This window comes from Desulfotomaculum sp., from assembly GCF_982386235.1.
The window spans coordinates 25,878-47,901 of the sequence record NZ_CEVWQM010000008.1; the positions used below are offsets into that span (position 1 = coordinate 25,878).

Annotated in this window: 19 protein-coding genes; 2 read left to right on the forward strand and 17 right to left on the reverse strand. The window is 45.3% G+C overall.

Translation table 11 applies throughout. The features are described from left to right. Positions 1–14: 14 nt before the first annotated feature. The 7 genes from AC1U9Z_RS06450 to AC1U9Z_RS06480 all read right to left on the reverse strand — a co-directional run bounded on the left by AC1U9Z_RS06450 (position 15) and on the right by AC1U9Z_RS06480 (position 8,153). Entirely contained in the window at positions 15–1,964 is a 1,950-nt protein-coding gene (locus AC1U9Z_RS06450; protein ID WP_479956447.1) for a TRAP transporter permease, read from the reverse strand. Continuing rightward, the gene (locus AC1U9Z_RS06455) at positions 1,961–2,482 is read right to left on the reverse strand and encodes a DUF1850 domain-containing protein (protein ID WP_333531529.1); all 522 of its coding nucleotides are present in this window, start codon (positions 2,480–2,482) and stop codon (positions 1,961–1,963) included. The genes AC1U9Z_RS06450 and AC1U9Z_RS06455 overlap by 4 nt, the downstream gene beginning before the upstream one ends. Positions 2,483–2,500: 18 nt before the next feature. Then, complete coding sequence (locus AC1U9Z_RS06460; RefSeq protein WP_333531528.1) at positions 2,501–3,472, reverse strand: TAXI family TRAP transporter solute-binding subunit; 972 nt, start codon at positions 3,470–3,472, stop codon at positions 2,501–2,503. Between the two features lie 345 nt (positions 3,473–3,817). Continuing rightward, a complete protein-coding gene (locus AC1U9Z_RS06465) occupies positions 3,818–4,933 on the reverse strand; it encodes an aminopeptidase (RefSeq protein WP_333531527.1) in 1,116 nt (371 codons plus the stop codon). Between the two features lie 60 nt (positions 4,934–4,993). Then, complete coding sequence (locus tag AC1U9Z_RS06470; RefSeq protein ID WP_333531526.1) at positions 4,994–6,004, reverse strand: aldo/keto reductase; 1,011 nt, start codon at positions 6,002–6,004, stop codon at positions 4,994–4,996. A gap of 120 nt (positions 6,005–6,124) precedes the next feature. Next, on the reverse strand, positions 6,125–6,808 hold the full coding sequence (locus AC1U9Z_RS06475) for a hypothetical protein (protein ID WP_479956533.1): 684 nt from the start codon (positions 6,806–6,808) through the stop codon (positions 6,125–6,127). A gap of 112 nt (positions 6,809–6,920) precedes the next feature. Beyond that, positions 6,921–8,153 (reverse strand): M48 family metallopeptidase, encoded by a 1,233-nt coding sequence (locus AC1U9Z_RS06480; protein WP_479956450.1) that lies wholly within the window; start codon positions 8,151–8,153, stop codon positions 6,921–6,923. Positions 8,154–8,327: 174 nt separating this feature from the next. On the opposite strand from AC1U9Z_RS06480, the gene AC1U9Z_RS06485 reads away from it, so the two are divergent. Together AC1U9Z_RS06485 and AC1U9Z_RS06490 are read left to right on the forward strand one after the other, a co-directional pair. Beyond that, complete coding sequence (locus AC1U9Z_RS06485) at positions 8,328–9,710, forward strand: RsmB/NOP family class I SAM-dependent RNA methyltransferase (protein ID WP_479956452.1); 1,383 nt, start codon at positions 8,328–8,330, stop codon at positions 9,708–9,710. A 34-nt stretch (positions 9,711–9,744) separates the two neighbouring features. Then, the gene (locus AC1U9Z_RS06490) at positions 9,745–10,449 is read left to right on the forward strand and encodes a pseudouridine synthase (protein WP_479956535.1); all 705 of its coding nucleotides are present in this window, start codon (positions 9,745–9,747) and stop codon (positions 10,447–10,449) included. Positions 10,450–10,607: 158 nt separating this feature from the next. Here the strand turns inward: AC1U9Z_RS06490 and AC1U9Z_RS06495 are convergent, their stop codons facing one another. The 10 genes from AC1U9Z_RS06495 to AC1U9Z_RS06540 all read right to left on the reverse strand — a co-directional run bounded on the left by AC1U9Z_RS06495 (position 10,608) and on the right by AC1U9Z_RS06540 (position 22,023). Then, positions 10,608–10,853 carry a hypothetical protein gene (locus tag AC1U9Z_RS06495; protein ID WP_333531520.1) on the reverse strand — a complete coding sequence of 82 codons (246 nt, stop codon included), beginning with the start codon at positions 10,851–10,853 and terminating at the stop codon, positions 10,608–10,610. Positions 10,854–10,975: 122 nt separating this feature from the next. Beyond that, entirely contained in the window at positions 10,976–11,623 is a 648-nt protein-coding gene (gene deoC, locus AC1U9Z_RS06500) for a deoxyribose-phosphate aldolase (RefSeq protein ID WP_479956537.1), read from the reverse strand. 49 nt (positions 11,624–11,672) lie between these two features. Beyond that, entirely contained in the window at positions 11,673–12,161 is a 489-nt protein-coding gene (gene ybaK / locus AC1U9Z_RS06505; protein WP_333531519.1) for a Cys-tRNA(Pro) deacylase, read from the reverse strand. Between the two features lie 66 nt (positions 12,162–12,227). After that, entirely contained in the window at positions 12,228–14,414 is a 2,187-nt protein-coding gene (locus tag AC1U9Z_RS06510; RefSeq protein ID WP_479956455.1) for a DNA topoisomerase III, read from the reverse strand. Between the two features lie 14 nt (positions 14,415–14,428). Next, complete coding sequence (locus tag AC1U9Z_RS06515; RefSeq protein WP_479956457.1) at positions 14,429–15,124, reverse strand: DUF1129 domain-containing protein; 696 nt, start codon at positions 15,122–15,124, stop codon at positions 14,429–14,431. Between the two features lie 36 nt (positions 15,125–15,160). Next, positions 15,161–16,441: a 4Fe-4S dicluster domain-containing protein gene (locus AC1U9Z_RS06520; protein ID WP_479956458.1), complete on the reverse strand. Its 1,281-nt coding sequence runs from the start codon at positions 16,439–16,441 to the stop codon at positions 15,161–15,163. Positions 16,442–16,562: 121 nt separating this feature from the next. Then, the gene (locus AC1U9Z_RS06525) at positions 16,563–17,555 is read right to left on the reverse strand and encodes a diaminopimelate dehydrogenase (RefSeq protein ID WP_479956460.1); all 993 of its coding nucleotides are present in this window, start codon (positions 17,553–17,555) and stop codon (positions 16,563–16,565) included. Between the two features lie 226 nt (positions 17,556–17,781). Beyond that, positions 17,782–20,043, reverse strand: coding sequence for a sensor histidine kinase (locus tag AC1U9Z_RS06530; RefSeq protein ID WP_333531514.1), 2,262 nt, complete (start codon positions 20,041–20,043; stop codon positions 17,782–17,784). After that, positions 20,021–20,713: a response regulator transcription factor gene (locus AC1U9Z_RS06535; RefSeq protein ID WP_333531513.1), complete on the reverse strand. Its 693-nt coding sequence runs from the start codon at positions 20,711–20,713 to the stop codon at positions 20,021–20,023. Before AC1U9Z_RS06535 ends, AC1U9Z_RS06530 begins: the two co-directional genes overlap by 23 nt. Positions 20,714–21,015: 302 nt before the next feature. Further along, entirely contained in the window at positions 21,016–22,023 is a 1,008-nt protein-coding gene (locus tag AC1U9Z_RS06540) for a zinc-dependent alcohol dehydrogenase (protein WP_333531512.1), read from the reverse strand. Position 22,024: the final 1 nt, after the last annotated feature.

Here is a 22,024-nt window from a genome sequence, read left to right on the forward strand (position 1 = left end):
TCCCCTTTGATTAATTAAGCACTTTCAACTGTATTATTTTTTTTAGCCTTTACCTTCTGAATAAATACCGCACATAATAATATACCAAAACCTACGATATCGGTAACAAGATTCGGATCAATCATTAGTAAACCACCAACGAAGAATAGCACCCGTTCTATGCGACCCGCACGGGTAATGAGGTAACCTGCCAGAGCTGCGGCAATGGCCGTCATGCCAGTGAGGGAGGTTACGATCATCATTAACACCTTGGGTAAAGTGGTGTCGATTAATAAAAGCGCTGGTGACATGACAAAGATATAAGGTATCAGGAACGCTGCAATGGCCAGCTTGGAGGCGTTTACCCCGGTCTTCATGGGGTCACCGCCCGCAATTCCGGCACCTGCAAAGGCAGCCAGGGCCACCGGCGGTGTAACGTCAGCAATAATACCGAAATAAAAGACAAACATATGGGCCGCCAGCATTGGCACACCCAGCTGGATAAGGGCAGGTGCAGCAATGGTTGAAGTAATTACATAGTTGGCGGTGGTAGGTACACCCATGCCTAATATAATCGATGTAATCATGGTAAAGAAAAGTGTGGGTAATAATTGACCCTGGGCCAGATCAATCAGGGCAGAACCTAATTTTAGCCCCAGACCCGTCTTGGTAACCACACCAATAATAATACCAGCCGTAGCACAGGCAATAATCACACCCAAGGCAGATCTAGCACCTTCCTCCAGCCCCTTGAGTATATCTACCAGGGAGATACGGGTAGACTTGCGCAGCATGGAACAGCCAATGGATAAAACAATGGCTGCCAGGGCCGCACGCATGGGAGTATAGCCGCTTACTAGCAGGCCAACAATAACCACTAAGGGTATCGCTAAATGTCCCCGCTCTTTTAGAATAAGACCTACCTTAGGCAGCTGATCCCGGGGAATGCCCTTTAGTCCGGTTTTTTTAGCTTCCAGGTGCACCCCAATCCAAATACCGGTAAAGTATAAAATAGCTGGTATGGCAGCGGCTTTTACAATTTCGATATAGGGTGTGGCGGTAAATTCCGCCATCAAGAAAGCCGCAGCACCCATAATGGGCGGCATTAATTGACCCCCAGTGGAGGCCGCTGCTTCTACGGCGCCGGCAAATTCACGCTTATAGCCAAGCTTTTTCATCATCGGAATGGTAAAACTGCCGGTTCCGGCAACGTTTCCTACGGAGCTACCTGATACCGTGCCCATTAATCCACTGGAAAGCACTGCCACCTTAGCAGGGCCACCACTGGCCCAACCGGCAATGGCGTTGGCCAGGTCAATAAAGAACTTGCCTAAACCGGTCTTTTCCAGGTAAGCACCAAATAAAATAAACAGAAAAATAAAGGTCGACGAAACCCCTAAGGGAATACCAAAGATCCCCTCCGTTGTATAGTATAAGTGACCCACCAGTCCACGGATGCTTGTTCCCTGGTGAGCAAAGGCCCCAGGAAGATATGGACCGGCAAAGGCATAGCTCAGGAACAGCAATGCCACGGTAACAATGGGCCAGCCCACGACCCGGCGGGCTGCCTCGATCACGAAAAGGATACCTAAGCCACCTATAATCATGTCGGTGGACGTCACAATGCCCGCACGCATTACCAATTCCTTGTAGTTTATCAAGATATACATGGGTGTGGCCACTGCCGCCACAGCCAACAGTGCGTCAAACCAATGTAATTTACTACGGGACCAACTTTTCCTGGCAGGATACAATAAATAGACTAGGGCTAAGCCAAAGGATAAGTGAACAGCCCTTTGCAATTGGGCATCTAAAACCCCGAAATAGGCAGTATATAATTGGAAAACCGAGAAGCTCATGGCCAGTAGCATTATCGCAATTCCCATGGGGCCCCTAAAACGCCTAAAGTCTGACTCTTTATCATACTTGGCCATAAATTCGTCTAAGTTTACATTGCTTTCTGGTTTTACATGATGATCTGTCAAGTTTTACCTCCTTCCAAATATAATGCCAAAACTTTGGCAGGTGTCAGGGTTTTTACTTTTAATGTAATCAATGAGCCGGCTTTGAAATAATCCTTAAAATTGTACCTTTCTCCCCGATAAATCAATGTCGGTTCGGTAAAGGGTACAACCCCGAAATCCAGTTGTGCAAAGCGTCGGTTCTGACCTTTAAGGATAAACAGGCCATTGCGATTTTCTAATTCACCTTCTCCCTCTAAAAACGGGGTCCCTACTCCGTAGGATTTAAATGTTGTGGATGTGAGCAACAAAGAATGGCCCGGCGCAAGAAGGAAGTTTTCTTGCACCGGGGTTTTAAGAACCGAATGAAGATATTCATAAGTAAAGGTCTTACCGAATATCATGGGCACTACGATAACAGGTTGACCCTGCTGCTGGGATACCAGCAATGTGGGCAAAGGAATGAAAAACACCGCTAGTAGAATCGATAGCAGCAGGCTAAAAATAAATATTTTGAAACGCTGCATTTTTCTTGTTTTCATGGATTAAAAAATCCTTTGTTATTCGTTATAGAATTTTTCAGCTCCGGGGTGCATCGGGATGGAAACGCCATCCTTGGCAGATTCCTTGCTAATATATTGACCCACTGCGTGGGCAGCTTTTAATTGGTCAAGGTTCGTAAAGATTGCTTTCGTAATATCATAGGCAGTTTGCTCATCCATTTTGTCGCTGACCACAAGCATAGCCTTGGCGCCAACGGTTGCAATGTCTGCACCTTGCTTATAGGCATCGGCAGGAATTACTACCTTGGTATAGAAGGGGTATTTTTTGATCATGCCTTCAACTTTATCATCTTCAATGGGTATCATGACAACTTTATGCTGGGCGGCAATGTCTTGTACCGCAGCGGTGGGTACACCGGCAACCAGAAAAGCTGCATCAATGTTGCCGTCCTTTAAGCCGTTGGCAGCTTCGGCAAAGGACAGGTATTGGGGATTGATATCCTCAAAGGTCAGACCATAGGCTTCTAATACGTGACGGGAGTTGCCGGTGACACTGCTTCCGGCAGCGCCTACAGCAACCTTTTTGCCCTTAAGGTCGGCAACACTCTTAATACCGGTTTTTTCAATGGTTACTAATTGAACCGTTTCAGGATAAATGGTGGCCAGGCATTTTAAACCATCTACTTTTTCCTGAAACATTTCAGTACCCGTGCTGGCATAATAGGCAATGTCATTTTGAATAAAGGCAATTTGTACGCTGCCTTGGGTTAACATGTTAACGTTGGCTACGGAAGCACCCGTGGATTGGGCAGTGGCGTTAGCACCGGGAATATTTTTGTTAATGATTTCGGCAAGGGTCCCACCCAGGGGATAATACACACCAGCAGTTCCACCTGTAGCGATATTAAAGAATTTTTTCTCGGCAGCTTGGTCATTGGCTTTTTTGTCATCGCTTGATCCGCCGCAGCCAGTGATCACCACTGACAGCATAGCAACTGCTGCCAGTAATGCAATAATACGTTTTTTCATCTGTATTGACGACTCCTCTCTCTTAATTAATTGATTAGCGTGTGTTTTTCAGCTTCCCTCCCTGTAATATAGTTTAAAATAATTGTTTTCAAAAAAACTCCCTCAGTTGCTGTCCTAATATGTCTAGTGATTTATACATAATATATTTTCTATTTGTATTAAAAAATCCTTCTTGAAAAATATAGTTGATTCGTCCGTCTTTATTGTAAAAATATATAAAGCCTACAGACAGATAGCATTTTTTATCTGTCTGTAGGCTTCATTGCCTTAGGCTTGTTCAATTAGTTTGATTATAAATGAAAACCCAAAAAATATCTACTGCTATATACAAAAAACTAAAGGAACTTATTTCAAGCTTTCCGGGTTTAATCCCTGCAGCTCAGGCAAGATAAAAATTCCGTCCTTGCGCACAAGTCTATCATCAAAATAGATTTCGCCGCCGCCGAACTCGGGGGTTTGAATATAGACAAGATCCCAGTGAATGGCGGATTTATTTCCATTAAAACACTGATCATAGGCACTCCCCGGTGTGAAGTGGATGGAGCCGGCAATTTTTTCATCAAACAAGGTATCCTTCATGGGTTTTGTAATATAGGGATTAACCCCCAGAGCAAATTCCCCTATATATCTGGCACCTTCATCGGTATCAAAGACTTTGTTAATTCGTTCGGTATGATTGGCCGTAGCTTTGATAATCTTACCGGCCTCAAATTCCAGCCGGATATTCTCATAGGTAACACCCTGATAAACAGCCGGGGTGTTATAGGTAATGCAGCCATTTACGGACTGCCGCTCGGGTGCCGTATAAACCTCCCCATCGGGGATATTTCTCCTGCCAGCACATTTAATACCTGGCAATGATTTAATGGAAAAACTCAAATCCGTTCCTTGACCCACAATCCTTACCCGGTCGGTTTTTTCCAAAAGCTCTACCAAGGGGTCCATGGCCCGGTCCATCCTAGAGTAATCCAGGTTACATACCTGGAAGTAAAAATCCTCAAAGGCTTCGGTACTGGTATTGGCAAGTTGGGACATGGCTGGGGAAGGATACCGCAGCACCACCCACTTTGTCTTAGCCACCCGAATATCACCATGCACTTTATTCCAATAATGTTTAAAATATAATTCCATCTTTTCTGGGGGCACATCCGCTAACTCCGAAGCATTGTCCCCGGAACGTATCCCAATATAGGCATCCATTTGCTTCATTCTAGCAGCTTCGTATTCTGCCAAGGCCTTCATTTGTTCTTCACTGGCCCCCAGCAGCAGTGCCCTTTCCACGGCATTATTCTTGATGGTTGCAAAGGGAATACCCCCTGCGGCATACACCTCCCTGATAATTTCCCTGACCAAAGGTAGTTCTAAGCCGATGTTTTCAATAAGGATTTTTTCACCGGACTGAATGGCACATGAATAATTTACAAGATTCTTAGCCAATTGGCATATTCGTGGGTCTACCATGTTTTACCTCCTATCGAACAATTAACCATACCCAGCCAGTCACAATCATTGAAATTGCCATCAGCCGTCAGCCAGTATTCCCGCTGAGTCTGACAGCATCTGCCGGATAGGCAGACTATAGGGGCATTTTTCTTCACACTGGCCACACGCAATACAGGCATCTGCCTTTGCCTCAAGGTCTTTGTATCTTTCCTTCGCCCAATCCTTTAAATCATAACGGCTGTAATAGCCCTCTAATAAAAATACGGTTGGGATATCGATTCCCTGGGGGCAGGGCTTACAGTATTCGCAGCGGCGGCAGAAGGCCTGGCCTAGTTTTTCAGTTTCTTCCTTTAAGACAACCCATTCTTCCTCCTTGAGGGGGGTCCATTCATTACCCAGAAGGGCGTTTTCCTCTATCTGTTGTAGAGAATCCATGCCGGGAATAATGGTGGTCACTGGCTGTTCCAGCAGGTAACCCAGAGCCAGTCTGGCATTGCGCAAGGCTCCCCCTGCCAGGGGCTTCATTACAATAATCGCAGTGTTTGTCTGGTGAGCCAGATCCAATAGTTCCTTGGCTTCGGTTTCCACTGCATTAAAGGGAAACTGTACGGTGGCAAATTCGCCTGTCTTTAATGCTTCCACTAAAAGCTCCTGAATATGCCCCGTTATACCAATATGACCAATGATGCCCTTACTTTGGGCTTCCTTTAAGGCCACCAGTGCTCCATTGGGGCTTACGATCTGTGCCAAGGATTCGCGGTCCTTGACATTGTGGCATTGGTAAAGATCGATATAGTCAACCCCCAGGGCCGTTAAACTTTTTTGTATATCAGCCGCCATGCCTTCTTTGGATCTGGCCATGGATTTGGTGGCTATGATGGCTTCCTGGCGCCGCTGCTTCAACACCAGGCCTAATTTAGCTTCACTATCCGTATACCCTCGGGCGGTATCAAAGAAATTTATCCCTCGATCCAAGGCTCCGTTTACCAGCGTGACGGCCTCTTGTTCAGTAATCCGCTGAATGGGAATCCCCCCAAAGCCGATCACGGAAACCTCCAGGCCTGTCCTTCCCAATACTCTATGTTGCATCTTTTGCCTCCTTGGTTCATGTTAGGTTTATTTTATCATACTAATCTGTCATGACCTAAAGCTTTGCCCTTCGCTTTTAGCCAATAAAAAAGCCCCATGCTTTTGACACAGGGCCTTTGGTTATTCATCTAATTTTTTTCGATAGGCAGCCTCCACATAGTGGGGACAGCATTTAACGTAATTCTTTTTACAACAGGCATAGTCATAAAAATCCTTGCAATTATCTTTCACTTTGATTTTTCTTAATCTGCACCAATCTCCATCTTTATAGGTGCAACTGTCATGAACTTTGCCGTAATGTTTATATTTGATCTTTCCTATCTTTTCAAGGTAGTAGGGGCAATTTTTGTGGTAATTGGAATTGATGCAGTTGTGGCGATAGAAGGTTCTATTTTTCTGATACATGTTAACGCGCCTAAGCTCACACATCTCGTTGATAAGGTAGGGACAGCGAAAGGCTGGTTTGAAATATCTGTTCGGTTTTATTCTACTGACTCTATCCGAAAAATAGGAGCATTTATCATAGTATTTTGAGGTGCAACAAGTATCGTCATAAAAGCTTTTATGTTTTTTACATACAGGATGTTTCGTTACATCACATCGCTCTTCGCAAATGTAGGGACAACTGCGTGATGATCCAATAAAGTGGTAGGTCTTGGCGGCGTACACCTTTCTGGTAAAGTTTGGACAGTTCTTTAGGTAGTCCGAATGGCTGCAGGTGTTTTGGAAAAAATCCTGATCCTCTTTTATGTTTTCCTGTGTTAACTTACACCGATCCCCTTGAATGTATGGACACTGATCCATCAATATTTTCACCCCCCAGACTTCTTTCTTCATTCTATTCCCGGGAAGTAAAAATGTTGCCACGCTATGTCTATGAGTACAGGCTTCGACAAACATTAAACATTTCTTATATTCACAAATCCGTTGCCTTTTCCTGCTGTAATAGGTGGATACGGTTTAATACAGAGGGATGAGAGTAGCTAAACCACTCGATAAAGGCTGGGGGTGATACATCGGATGAATTTTTGGCTACCAGATTCACCTGTAAGCGAACCGCCGCCGGAATATCCCCGGTTAGCTGCACCGAGACACGGTCGGCCTCCCTTTCCATGCCCCGGGAGATGCTGCTTTGTATTGGGCTGGCAATAAAGGAAACGGCTGCAAAAAATAACAGGGTAAGGGCCCAGGTATGGGGAGGGTAGCGTGTAAGGGGTGCTATGGTCGTTCGAATAAAGATAAATAGCAAACCCCATAATATAAAATTACTGAAAATTGCTAGGGTTACACCCTTTAGGATGTGCCCCTGTTGCCAGTGGGCCATTTCATGGGCCAGCACAGCCTTTACTTGATCCGGTGGATAATCCTCTAAAAGTGTATCATACAAGACAATTTGTTTTGTCTGACCCAGTCCTGCAAAGTAGGCATTGGCACGGGTGGTTCGCCTGCTGGCATCCATCACCAGTACCTCGTCAACCGGTATGCCTGCCTTGGTGGAAAGTTCACTAACCATCCTTAATACAGTGGGGTCTTTAACTGGTTCAAATCGGTTAAACATAGGAGAAACCACCAGGGGCCAAATAAAATTTTGTGCCACGAGCCAGATTGACAGCAGGGAGGCAACCACCAACCACCAGGCCCTGGGCCAATGCTTAAGAATACAAAAGAATAATAGAACTCCTAAAATTCCAAGCCCCAGTTCTAAACCAGCACTTTTTAGGGTATCAACCCACCAGGCACTGAAGGTCTGGGTGGAAAAGCCCCACTTTTTCTGTAAGAAAAAGCCGTTAAGATAACTAAATGGAAAATAAAGAACCCTAAATATCAGCCATAGGCCTAAAAAATACAGCAGAGCACTGCCATAATAACTACCTCTGGTTATTTGTTGGGTCCAGCGGGTCAGGGCGATGGCCTTGCCGCTCCAAATAAACCAGCACAATAGAATAACCTCTAATATAACAACAGCCAGCATCAAAAGCTGTTGAATTCGGCTGTGTTCCCTGCCTTGGTTTATCTGTTCCAGGGAAAAATATTGAAAGGCCTCCGGTGAAACTTTGCCGGGAAAGATGATATACCAGAGGTAAAGCGCAGCAAAACCAAAGAAAATTGCCATTAATCCTAGCCAGAGATGGTTTAATCTTGGCTGCAATGTTAATCCCCCTCCCCCATAGGTAAATATTTCTATCTATATTTTACGCTGATGTTTGCCGGTTATGACTTACTGGACTATCCGGTTGGCTTATTGTATAATTTTAGCCATTGTTTATCATGTTAACCAGTTTACCCAGGGTAATTAAACGAATAGACGAAAGGAACTAAGGAAATGAAATTACCCGCTGCTTTTTTAAATAAAATGGAGAAACTTCTGGGTCAGGATTACCCCCAATTTCTCCAAAGCTATGCCGTACCGCGTACGGCGGGACTACGGGCCAATGGCTTAAAGCTCACTCCGGAGGAGCTAAAAAAACGCTTACATGTTATTGAAGAACCCATACCCTGGAGCCGGGATGGGTACTATTATAGCGAAGTCACTCGCCCGGCAAAACACCCCTATTATTATGCAGGATTGTATTATATCCAGGAACCCAGTGCCATGCTGCCAGCGGAGCTTTTACACCCGTCACCGGGGGAAAGGGTATTGGACCTGTGTGCTGCCCCGGGAGGCAAATCCCTTCAATTGGCTGCCCAGCTGGGCAGAGAGGGACTGCTGGTGGTAAATGACCTGCAACCCCAGAGAGCCAAGGTCTTGCTAAAAAATATTGAGCGTTTCGGTGTGGTCAATGCCATTGTTCTTAATGAATCCCCTCAACACTTGGCTCAGGTATTTGGCCAATTTTTTGATAAGATTTTAGTGGATGCACCCTGCTCCGGCGAAGGCATGTTTCGCAAGGAGCCAGATATGGCCAAGGACTGGAGCAAAGAGGCAGTTGACAAATATGTCGGCTGGCAGCAGGAAATTCTGTCTACTGTTCCTTCTTTATTAAAGCCCGGCGGGGAAGTGGTTTACTCCACCTGTACCTTTTCCCCGGAGGAGAATGAACAGCAAATGGAGAATTTTTTGACCCATTATCCCCACTTTGAGTTAATTGAGCAAAAAAGAATGTGGCCCCACCGGGTGAAGGGTGAAGGTCATTTTATGGCGAAACTAAAGGATAACACTGCATCGGAAAAGGAAACCCCTCCTGCCGACAAAAGGAAGGCCTCCAAAAAACATCCTAACCCCACCCTGGATGAAGCTACCAAACAAGCCCTAGCAGACTTTTCCCAGCAGGTTTGGGGAAATAAAAAAATCTGGCAGGAATGGATGCCCCGCGGCGGCCAGGTAATTGAACGAGCTGGCCATATTCTTTGGGAAAGTATCGCGTTACCTCCCTTACGTGGTTTGAAAGTTCTCCGTTCCGGTTGGCTTTTGGGCACGGTGGAGAGAAAACGCTTTCGGCCCAGCCCAGCCTTAGCCTTGGGCCTGCCGGTAGAAGCCGCAAAAGCTGCTGTGCAAAAATTGAATTTAGCCGCAGGGAATGAAGCCGATTGTTCCTTGGCCCTGCGCTATTTGAGGGGGGAAACCCTCCAGCAGGAGGGACGAACCTGGGCCAAGGGTTGGCATCTTGTTTGTTTGGACCATTTTCCCTTGGGTTGGGCTAAAGGGGATGGTAACTGGCTAAAAAACGGCTTTCCGCCCGGTTGGCGTTGGATTGACGGGGATTGATAAAGAGGTGATGAACTTGGCTAATCATGCAAAAATGCGTCTGGATAAACTGTTGACCCATATGGGCATGGGGACTCGAAAAGAGATTAAAAAACAAATCAAGGCAAAACAGGTGCTGGTCAATGGTGAACTGGCCCTGGACCCTGGTTTGCATGTTTATCCCAGCCGTGACACGATTGCGGTGCAGGGTGAGGTCATAGAATACCGGGAATATATCTATCTCATGCTGAATAAACCCCAGGGATTTTTATCTGCCACTGAGGACGCCTCGGAAAGGGTCGTTATCGATCTCCTTGACCCAAAATATCATTCCTTTGACCCCTTTCCGGTGGGACGTTTGGATAAGGATACCGAAGGCCTGCTCTTATTAACGAACAACGGTAAACTGGCCCATCAGCTATTGGCTCCCAAAAAGCACGTGCCTAAAACCTATTATGCTTTAATTGAGGGTGTCGTTACCGAAGCAGATGTTGATGCCTTTGCCCAGGGTGTAAAATTAGAAGATGGTTACCAAACCATGCCGGGACAGTTAAAAATACTTCGTTCAGGTCCGGAATCAGAGATTGAGCTTACTATTTATGAGGGGAAATATCACCAGGTTAAAAGGATGTTTGAAGCCGTGGGCAAAAGGGTAACTTTCTTAAAGAGGCTTACCATGGGTCCCCTGGTCCTAGATCCTCAGCTCAAACCCGGGGAATGCCGTGAACTAACCGAAGAGGAAATTGGCCAACTATATTAGGCTTAAATTGGTGTCATTCGAGAGCACAGGGGGACGGTTCTTTTGTGTTGTTCCATAGAACAACACAAAAGAACCGTCCCCCTGTGCTCTGGCTGATGGTAAAAAACAAACCCCCTGTTATCTCATTTAATTGGCAAGATACCAGGGGACCACATGTATTAAAGAACTTTTTGAAGTTGTTGGGCTTCAAAGGGTTTAACAAAGGTATTTTTATTTTCATCAATGTAGAGGATTTCTACCATTTGATCCTTGACATTAAGGACTCTGCCCTTAATTTTAGTGCCTATTACATTGACCGGTGCTTTTCTAGTTAGGTCTTTAATTTTTTGAGATTGACAATAGCTGCATTCTCCGTCAAAACGAGCAATTCTTTTGCAATCAACACAATAGTTTAATTTTTTCACGCGATACCCTCCATTTTGTGATATTAAAACCTGGCAGGTATTGAATTTTACTATATTAAATTAGAGAAAATTAGCAAAATTCCTTTTTATTTGTGAAAAAATTTATTTTTTTCTGATGTTTCTTAACCAAGCATGGCAACCCCGGCACTGGTGCCAATTCTTGTGGCACCGGCTTCCAGCATTCTTTGGGCATCTTCCCTGGTTCTTATGCCACCAGAAGCCTTTATTCCGATGTTCGGGCCAACCTTCTGGCGCATCAGAGCCACATCCTGCACCGTGGCACCACCGCCGGAAAAACCAGTGGAGGTTTTAACAAAGTCTGCTCCCGCGGCAACTGCCAAGTGGCAGGCCCTCATCTTCTCTTCCTCGGTGAGCAGGCTTGTTTCAATGATAACCTTGACCAACGCTTTTCCCCTGGCCGCTTCCACCACGGCCCGAATATCCCGCTCCACCAATTGGTCCTGTCTTTCCTTTAAAGCACCCATATGGATAACCATGTCCACCTCTGTGGCCCCATGTTCGATGGCCTTTTGGGTTTCCAAGGCCTTCACTTCCGGCAAAGTAGCCCCCAGGGGAAAGCCGATGACCGTGGCTACCTTGACTTCGGGTGTGGTTTTTAATATGTTATATGCCGTTTCCACCCAAACCGGATTGACACATACCGCTGCAAAGCCATATGCCTGTGCTTCCCTGGCTAATTTTTCTATTTGCTGCTTCGTGGCATCGGGTTTTAACAGTGTATGGTCAATGGTTTTCGCTATATTATCGATGGTTTTTCATCCTTTCCTTTTAAACCCTTGGTCCTTAGCCCTTAGTGCCCTACTTAACAATATCAATAACCTGGGCCTGGGCAACATCTACCAAATCCGATAGGTTTAGTTCAACTTGTACACCAATTTTCCCGCCACTGACAATGATCCTTGCCAGGTTTTGTGCGCTGGCGTCAATGAAAGTGGGATACTGTTTTTTCATGCCGATGGGTGAGCAGCCGCCTCGGATGTACCCTGTATGTTTCTGAATATCCTTTACTGGAATCATGTCAATTTTTTTCTCTTCCGTTGCCTTGGCAGCCTTTTTTAAATCCAACTCCTCTTCTACCGGCACGATAAAGACATAAAGGTTTTTACTGCTTCCTTGGGCAACCAACGTTTTATAAACAGTCTTGGGGTCTTTCCCTGCTTTATGGGCCACTGAAACACCATCAATTTTACCGTCATGATGGTCGTAGGTATAGGTGTTGTAATCAATTTTCTTGCCGGTCAAGATTCGCATGGCATTTGTTTTAATCTGTGATGATATGAAATTCATCCCCTTTTTCCATCGTTTATAGGCCACCCCTTAAACCGGAGCGGCCTTCTAACGTAAACTATTTCCCTAAAGTTTAAGCTTAGACAGAGCCTCCGCCAGGGGATTGTTGTTAAAGTTATTGCTTTTCTCTTGGCTCTTCAAGTAATTGCTAACATCCCTTTTTGAAACTTTACCGCCCTTCTCTGTTTGCCTTCTTTCATTGAAGGCCGTTAGCTTTTCCCGGAAGCCGCACTTGCAGACAAAGATTTGACCTTCCCCTTCACCATGCAGATCAAGACGCTTATGACATTCGGGGCATCTGGCATTGGTTGTTTTACTAAGTCCTTTCCGGTAGCCACATTCCCGATCTTGACAAACCAGCATTTTACCCTTTTTGCCGTTCACTTCCAACATTCTTTTACCACACTCTGGGCATTTGGTACCGGTCAAGTTATCGTGTCTGAATTTGCTTTCACTTTGTTTGATCTCTTGTACCACTGCCTTGGCATAGTCTCTGATCTCGCTAAGAAAGCGATTCTTAGTTTGTACTCCTTTGGCAATGGCCTCTAGCTCTTGTTCCCAACGGGCTGTCAGGGCAGGTGAACGTAACCCCTCGGGAACCAGCTCCAAGAGTTGCTTTCCCTTGGAGGTTATATATACATGCTTTTCTTTCTTTTCGATCAGAAAGCTATTGAACAGTTTTTCTATGATATCGGCTCGGGTGGCCACGGTACCCAGTCCGCCAGTTTTGTCCAGGGTTTTTAGCAAATCCTTATTGGCCTGGGGCATGTACTTGGTTGGGTTTTCCATGGCCGATAGCAGGCTGCCCTCGGTAAAGGGCTCGGGCGGTTTGGTTTCTCCGTTGCTTTGGCTTAGAGACAAAACCCTTATCGTATCGCCTTTGTTAAGTATGGGTAAAATTTGATCCGTCAGATTCTCACTTTGGCCTGCCGTTTCAACTTCATGCTGATATACTTCCTGCCAGCCCTGGACAAGGACCGTTTTACCCTTGGCTATAAAAAGTTCTTCACCTATTGCTACTTTTATCGTTGTTTGCTGGTACTCGTGGGGCGGATATAGTACCGCTAAAAACCTCTTTATTACTAAATCATAAATCTTTCTTTCCTTATCACTAAGTGAACTTATGAGAACCGTCTGCTCGGTGGGTATGATGGCATGGTGATCAGAAACTTTACTGTCATCCACAAAGGACTTGTTGGGTTTAATGGGATTTTTCAGCAGCTTATACGCTAACTTCGTATAGGGTTGATCACTGCAGGCCCTTAGCCGATCAGGCAACGTACCCACGATATCCGATGAAAGGTAACGGGAATCCGTTCGTGGGTAGGTTAACACCTTGTGCTGTTCATAAAGCCGCTGCATGATAGAAAGTGTTTCTTTAGCGGAGAAACCGAATAACCGATTGGCATCCCGCTGCAGTTCGGTTAGATCGTAGAGCTGCGGCGAGTAGCTTTTCTTGGCCACCTTGGCGATCTCTATAACCTGTGCATTTTTATTTGCCAGGGAGGCCAGTACTTTATCACAATAATCTTTATCAAAGGTCTTTATATCTTTACTCTGACGATCTTGCCAGGTAAATTTTATTTTCTCTGTAACCGCGGTGATACCAAAATATTTTTGAGGCTGAAAGTTTTTGATTTCCTCTTCCCGTTTGGCAATCATGGCCAGAGTAGGTGTTTGCACCCTGCCACAGGATAGCTGGGCATTAAACCGACAGGTTAGCGCACGGCTGGCGTTTATGCCAACCAGCCAGTCGGCCTCTGCCCGAGCCACCGCTGATGCATAGAGGTTTTGGTACTCCTTGCCGTTTCTTAGCTTTTTAAAGCCCTCTTGAATGGCCTTATCGGTGACAGAGGAAATCCACAGTCGCTTAATGGGCTTGGTTGCATGGGCCTTTTCCAGAATCCACCTGGCCACCAGTTCCCCTTCCCGGCCAGCATCGGTGGCAATGATGATCTCCTGAACATCTTTCCTATTTAGTTGCTCCCTAACAGCATGATACTGTTTATTGCTTTGTTTGATAACCACCAGCTTCAAAGGGGAGGGCAGCATGGGTAAATCCTCTAGGCGCCAAGCTTTATATTTCTCGTCATAGGTCTCCGGGTCAGCTAAGGTCACTAAATGCCCCAGAGCCCAGGTGACGATATATTTTTCACCCTCCAAATACCCATTGCCCTTTCTGTGACAATTTAGAACGCGAGCGATATCCCTTGCCACAGAGGGTTTCTCCGCTAATACCAGACTTTTTGACATGTTTATTAATCCTTTCAAGACTTTATGTTGTTAATTCCTTGGATCCCCTTAAGGATCAGCATGACGGCAGCCAGGGTGGCTGCGATGTAATGAAGCTTTGTGGTAAAAAGTATGTGGGCACTAAGTTCCCTTGATATTAGAATAAATAAGGCAAACAGCGTACCCACGGCAAAGCCGCTGATTAAGCCAATTTTTTTTCGTTTTTCTTTATTGGCAGATAAGGAAAAACTGTTCTTTCCAATATAATTTGTGGCAAAGGTTGCCACCAAAATAATCAACAGCGCATTGACCAAAAAAGCTGCGTTCACTTGATAACTGAGCAGGATATTTTTATAATGAACCATTCTCGGTAGATGTTTAAATGCTAAATCGATCAGCCACAATAGGATCAGTGCATTTAGTCCGATTTCCACATTGGCCAGGTGTTTTTGCCATTGTTGGCGGCGGCGAGGTTGTTTTAAAGCTTCGGCTATTCGCCTATCACAAAAGGCCCGATAATCACTGCCAATGACCTGTTCAATCTTCTCACCCCTGGCCTGGGTGTCGACAAATATCTCCAGTATTTCCTGAATCATTTCTTCCACCGTAAAATCATCCAAGGCACTGGTCCGCAGGTAACACACAATATCCGTATAAATGGCTTCATTTAAAGGTGTTAATTGCCTGCTCAATTGATAATTTCTTCGAATCATTCCCTGCAAATCCTTCATCCATAACCCTCACTTTAATAATACCCACAACCCTTACTACTTTGTTGCTTTGCTAATTAGCTTTTCTAAGTAAATCGATTTCATTTGTTTCGAGGCCAGACTTCGTTTTACCGGAGGCAGTTTAAGGATTACGTTTAAGATGGCCGCCATGGCCCGGTGACTGCCAAAGACTTGGTTATCAAAGATTAGATTCTGCAGCAGGCCCTTATCGATGGCCATTAAGACCACTCGATGAACGGAGTTTACAGGGGTAATTACCCGTTCCGGCCGGGGCTCCAGGGCAATCCCTTGGTAAGCGCAGGAGCGGACACAGACACCACAACCCAAGCATATTTCCTCATCTACCTTGGCTACTTTTCTTTTGGCGTGATCCGTTCCTTGGACGGAAACCAGGGTGATGGCACCCAAGGGACATACTTTGGTGCATTTGCCACAGCCAATACACTGTTCCTCATTAATTTTAGGAATAAAGTTTGTTGTATGCACTGGCTGGAGTAGGCCAAATTTCTTTGCCGCCACCAGGCCCTCACAGCAGCAGCCGCAGCAGTTGCAGATAAAACTTACCTGTTCACGAACATTTTCACCGCATTGTACCAAATTGTTTTCGTAGGCCCTTTGCAAAAGCTCAAGCCCTTCGGATACCTCTACCCTGCGGGCGTAACCATGTTTAATCAAGGAAGCGGCGGTGTTGTTAAAGGTCATGCAGATATCCATTGGTGCATGGCAGGCCCGACCCAGATGCTGCATCTTATGACGGCAATAGCACATGCTGATACCCATGTGGGTGGCTGTCTTGATATAGTGGCTGGCCCTTTCATAGTCCAAAACATGGATCGCATTTTCATTCGTCAGCACCGATTCCTGTACAAATACCCGGCCCAGCCTGGTTTCACTGCTAAAAAACAAGTCCTTGACAAAATCCTCTTCTTCATTGAGATATTGATAAAGGAGTTCACTTAATAATTTTTGATCAATATCACCTCTGGTCCGCATGAGAGAAAATTCAAAAAAACCAGCCATGGGCGGTGGCAGCATGTACTCCAAGGTGCCGTTGTTATCAACGTCTAAAAGTATGGCCCTGGCTGCTAGGCGATTTAAAATTTCCTGGGTCTCAGCTTCATCCAGCTGCCAAATCCGGCTGGCCAGCTTGGCGGAAAAAGGCTTAATCGGCAGTTGAGCCACCAGTGCGGCTTCCTTCTCGGTAAATAAAAGACTTAGGATTTTATAGAGGGTATCCGAAGGAGGTGCCCCTTGGGGAAAGCGATTCAGACGTTCTTCCAATTTCCTGTATCCTGATCTGGCGGATAAGTGTGCCATATTTTCACACCTTTGCAATTGGTATCTTATAAGTATAACATACCAAATATTTGCAGCAAAATGCGACAGTTCAAAGGGGTCAAGCTCGCCGTATTGCAAGCTTGACCCCTCATGACTCTGCCTAAAGTAATTCGCGGCGTAAATCTTCCGGTGATTTACTGGATAAATATCCTAGGGGAATATCAAACACGGTCTTAGCCCCGGTTTGTCCCTCTTGGTTTAGCCGATATACAGCCCGGGCATAGGCCACTAGGACACTGGAGGTGAATTCTGGGTTGCTGTCCAGCTTTAAAGAAAACTCAATGATATGGTTATTTTCTTTGTTCCAACCTGTTTTCCCGCTGCGAATGACAAAGCCACCATGGGGCATCCGGGAGTGGTTTTGCTTTAATTCAGCCTCTGTGATAAAGGTTACCTTCGTATCATAATCTGAAAAATAGTTGGGCATGGTTTTAATTTTTTCAGCGATTTGTTCCTGATCGGCCCCTTCTTCGGCAACTACATAACAATCCCTGAGGTGTTTTTCCCTCGTGCTTAAATCTGGGTTTTCACTTTTTCTAATTCTTTCAATGGCCTCATTGACGGGAATGGTGTATTGAATGCCGCCTTTGACCCCCGGTATCCTTCTAATGGCATCTGAATGCCCCTGGCTTACCCCGGGACCCCAGAAGGTGTAATCTTTGCCTTCGGGCAGGATCGCCCCAGCTAACATGCGATTCATGGAAAACAACCCCGGATCCCAGCCAATGGAAATGGCACTGGTTTTGCCGCTGGCCTTGGCCACCTGATCCACCGCGGCAAAATACTCGGGGATCTTAGCATGGGTATCGAAGCTATCCACCGTATTATACATTTTAGCAAAGAACGGGCCTTGTTCGGGCAGGTCTGTGGCGGAACCGCCACACAGGATCATGACATCAATTTTGTTGGTATATTGCCCGGCCTCAGCCACATTTAAAACCTCGACTCCTCCGGCAGCAACTTTAACCGCTGCAACGTCCCTTCTGGTGAATATGGCTACCAGTTCCATATCCGGGTTCTGCTTAATGGCTGAATGAACACCCTTGCCTAGATTTCCATAGCCCACAATGCCAACTCGGATCTTATTTGTCAAGTTGTTCCCCTCACTTTATATTTAGTGTTGTTTTCAACAAAACCTTCTACAACAAAACCTTCTACAACCTATGCCAATTTCCTATTAAGGATTAGGTGTTTTTTCAGCATGTCGAAAAGAATACATTATCTGGTATGCACAGGGTCTTTTCTATTTATTTTTTGCCACTGGTTTAACAGCTATGCAAAAAATAACAGCGAGACCTCGTCCCGCTGTCACATTTGTCTTATAGGGTATTCAATGTTAGGGTTATTTTAAACAGATCCCCGTCCACTTCAATATCTAAGTTTCCCTGATGCAGGTCGACAATTGATTTGGCAATGGCTAGACCAAGGCCTGAGCCATCTGTGTGGCGGGAGGTGTCACCGCGTTTAAACCGTTCAAACATCTCATCAATGTTTTCGCCCAACTCATACTTGGTTACGTTTTTAAATATTAAAACAGCTTTGTTGTTGCTATTTTTCATTGAAATATAAACCCGGGTATTTTCTAAGGAGTATTTTAAGATATTTCCGATTAGATTATCAAAGACCCGCCAGAGCTTTTGTCCATCCACAAGGGCGTGAAGAGGCTTATCCGGTGTTGTGACCCGCAATTGCAGGGTTGACTCACTGATTGCTTCGTTATGCTCTGCCAAGGCCTGCTGGAGGAGTTGGACCAGATCCACCTTTTCTTTGGTCAGTTCGATGCTGCCGCTGGCCATTTTGGACGCTTCAAAGAGATCATCAATTAGCACCTTTAAACGTTTGGCCTTGCGGTCGATAATTTGGATATAGGCTTCTCGATCCTCCTCCGCCAGATCCGGTGTCTTGAGCAATTCGGTATAGGTAATGATTGAGGTTAGGGGTGTGCGCAGGTCATGGCTGACATTGGTAATTAGTTCTGTTTTTAACCTTTCGCTTTTGGCCTGTTCCCTTTGGGACGACTTAACCCCCTGCTTTAACTGATTGATATTGTGGGCCAGGGTTGCTAAGACAGATTTTCCCAATACCGGCAGATCCGGTTCCAGGTTTCCCCGGGTCAACTCATTGGTATAGCAAACAATGCGGTTAAAATAGCCCATCCGCTTAAAGATCAGCATGGCCATGGGTATCCCAATGACGATTAAAAACGGCAGGTAGAGCAAAAGCATTTCTGGCTCCATCAGCACAACAATGGACCCGACACCGCAGGCAAAGACCAGTAGTAAAATAATTATTATTTGGGTACCGATGCTTCGAATCAGAAAGGCCCCCTTTATGCCACAGCAAACCCGATGGGTTAAACTATTCGTCCACTCCGCTTGGAGCTTGGTTCTGTCATTTACTCTGGCCAGGATCAATTTGCCTTGGCTAAGGGTTAAAGCAAGGAAGGGGGCTGTAACGATTACATCAACTAGCGACCTCACCACAAAGCTATAGAAATATTCATGTAAATATAGGGCATAGGGATAGGTTAACCGGATCAAGGTGATAAAACCGATGAACACAAAGATCCCTACACTGACATCAAGGGGTATGCGATTATAGTAGGCCTGCCAGTTTTCGATGGCCGCCAGCTTTACCATGGTGGTTTTTTTATAGATATAAAAACTTAGTAAAAGGGACAGCAAGGCACTCAAGGTATAAATAAGGAAGAGTTGTTGCTTTTGCTGATAATCGTGGTAATTGCTCAAAATCATACTGGTTGTGGCGGCTGCATTGGGTACCGTAATCCCCCCCTCAAGGGCCTTTTCCCGGACCATGGGTACCGCAATCTTCCCCTCAAAGGCCTTCTCCCGGACCAAAGGATTACCCAGTAGTTCCTCATTATAGCCAAAATTATAGGGTCTGCCGGTAGTCCTCAGATAACCATATTGGGCGTTGGGATAACTGCGTATAAACAGCGTGTTTTTGCTATTCATAAGTTGATTGGCTTCAGACTCATTCGCTGCAGCTAAATTGGTAAACACCTCTCCGGTGGTGTTATCCTTTAAATAATAGATAAAGCCCGTTCTTACATTGGCAAACTGTGTCCGGTGGTCCTCTAGTTTCCGGTAGTATTGGTCTATCTTTTCTTCCTTTTCTTTCACAATCTTGGCCCGTACATGGTCATCACTTTTAAAGTTATTGGCAATGTCCTCTATTTTGGTGTCCCTTTCGGTAATGTAGATGTCCGCCAATTCCTTATTTTTAACATTTTCCGCCGCCAAAATTTTTTCTTCATATTGCCCTGTTATATCGGCAATTTGTGTGGCTAAATCGCCATAGCGATTACGATGTTCTTCAATTTCTTCCTGGGATACGGTAATCCCCTTTTTCATTTCTTCCGGGGTCCGATAGTTTAATTCAAATATGCTTAAGTAATCAATAAATTCATTTAACTGACCTGCAAAACCCTGTGTTTGGAAATAATCCTTTTTAAAATAGTCACTCCCCTGGGACAGGGCTGACAAGATGCCGCTCAGTCCAAAGGTAACCAGTAAAATCCAGGCCAGCAATAAGGCCCTACTTTTCCATTTTGTAGCCAATTCCCCATACCACCTTTAAATATCTTGGATTTTTGGGATCAATCTCAATTTTTTCACGTATTTTTCGGATATGTACGGCCACCGTGTTTTCCGCATTGTAACCCGGTTCCTTCCAAACCCGCTCATAAATCTCATTGATCGAAAACACGCGGCCAGCATGGGTCATAAGAAGTTCCACAATCTTGTATTCGATGGGTGTTAATTTAACAACCTCGCCGTTAACCGTGACTTCTTTCGCCCCCTGCTCTAAGGTAAGACCCCTTAGATCAATAACCTTATTGATCCCTTCGTAGGTACCCAGTGTAACGTATCGCCTCAGTTGCGATTTGACCCGGGCGATCAATTCCAGTGGGTTGAAGGGCTTGGTCACATAATCGTCCGCGCCAATTTGCAGACCTAAAATCTTATCCGTATCCTCACTTTTGGCACTGAGGATGAGGATCGGAATATTTTGTTTCTCCCGGATTTTAAAGGTCGTGGCAATGCCATCCAAACGGGGCATCATGATATCTAAGATAATAAGGTGAATGGCATGCTCATTTAACTTTTCGATGGCCTCAATACCGTCCTGGGCTTTAATCACTGTAATGCCTTCATTTTTAAGATATATCTCAATGGCATCTCTGATTTCCTTGTCATCATCAACAACCAGTACAAAGTAATTTTCCATTTTTCACTCTCCCTTCTGAATAGTTTATTATTTTTCTTGCCACTAGCCAAATTATATCGTTCAATTCTTAATATCGGCTCAGCACAAATCTTAAGACTTTCTTAATTTAACAGCATTTAACAACTTGTGCGGACCAATCCGTCAGCAAATCCGAAGCTCCTTGCCTCTGGGTTGTCTCCCCGCTGCTTCGGCGTGACCGGGCTTCTTGCAAATTATTGGCTCGGCAAACATGCCAAGCCAACAAAAAAACGCCGCTGATTTCTATTCAGTGGCGTTTCTCTTTGCAGTGGGCTAAATTCTCTTTATAAGTTGACTTGAATTAATACCTTGGTACCATTCTTTGAACTTAAGGCCTCATCAAAGGCCTCCTTTGACTCTGCCAAAGAATAAATACGCTCGACCAAAATGGCTTTAAATCTGTCCTTTAAAGGGCTGGCCATGATCTCAGCCGCTTTTTCTAAGTCTTGTTTGGTATACATTTGAGAACCGATAATAAAGGTTTCCCTCTTGCACATCTCAAAAATATTTAGTCCCAGGGTTTTCTCAAAGGTACCTAGGATAACTAAAACTTCCGGGGCGGGATCATGGGTTACCAAAGAATCCAGCACCATTTTATTTCCCGTGCACTCGAAGGCCACCGTCCTTTCCCCCTGGAGAGGAAGGTCTTCGATTCTTTGGTAAACTTTAAAGCCTAAGTTCTCGGTTAATTTTTTTCGCTGGGGATTAATTTCTAAAAAGTAAACATTTAACCCCTTGGTTTCTTTTAGGAAAAGCCCAATTAAAATACCAATGGTACCTGCACCGGCAATCACCACACTTTTTGCACGGTGGGCCACACGATCCAGCAGACCTACAGAATGAACCACCACAGCCATCGGTTCCAGTAACGCACCTTCTACCAACTCACAATTCTCCGGCAATTTAATCAGATTATCCACCGGGATGGCTACCTCGTCGGCTAAACAGCCGGGCAGTTGGAATCCCACCACTTTCCGATCCTTGCAGAGGTTCGGATAACCCAACTTACAATAGTCACATTCTTGACACCCGACCAAAGGTACAATGGCTACTTGATCTCCTACCTTAAGCCCATTTGTCCCAGAGGCTATTTGCTGAATCGTTCCCACAGCCTCATGACCTGGATTGGCCGGAGGTTTTACCTTCGGGTGTTTTCCTTCATAAACATGCAGTTCAGAGCCGCAAACACCGCAATACGCCACTTGAACAATGGCAAACCCTTCCTGTAAGTTCGGTGATGGTGCTTCATGGATTTCAAAACGATAGGGTTCTACGATCACTGCTTTACGCATT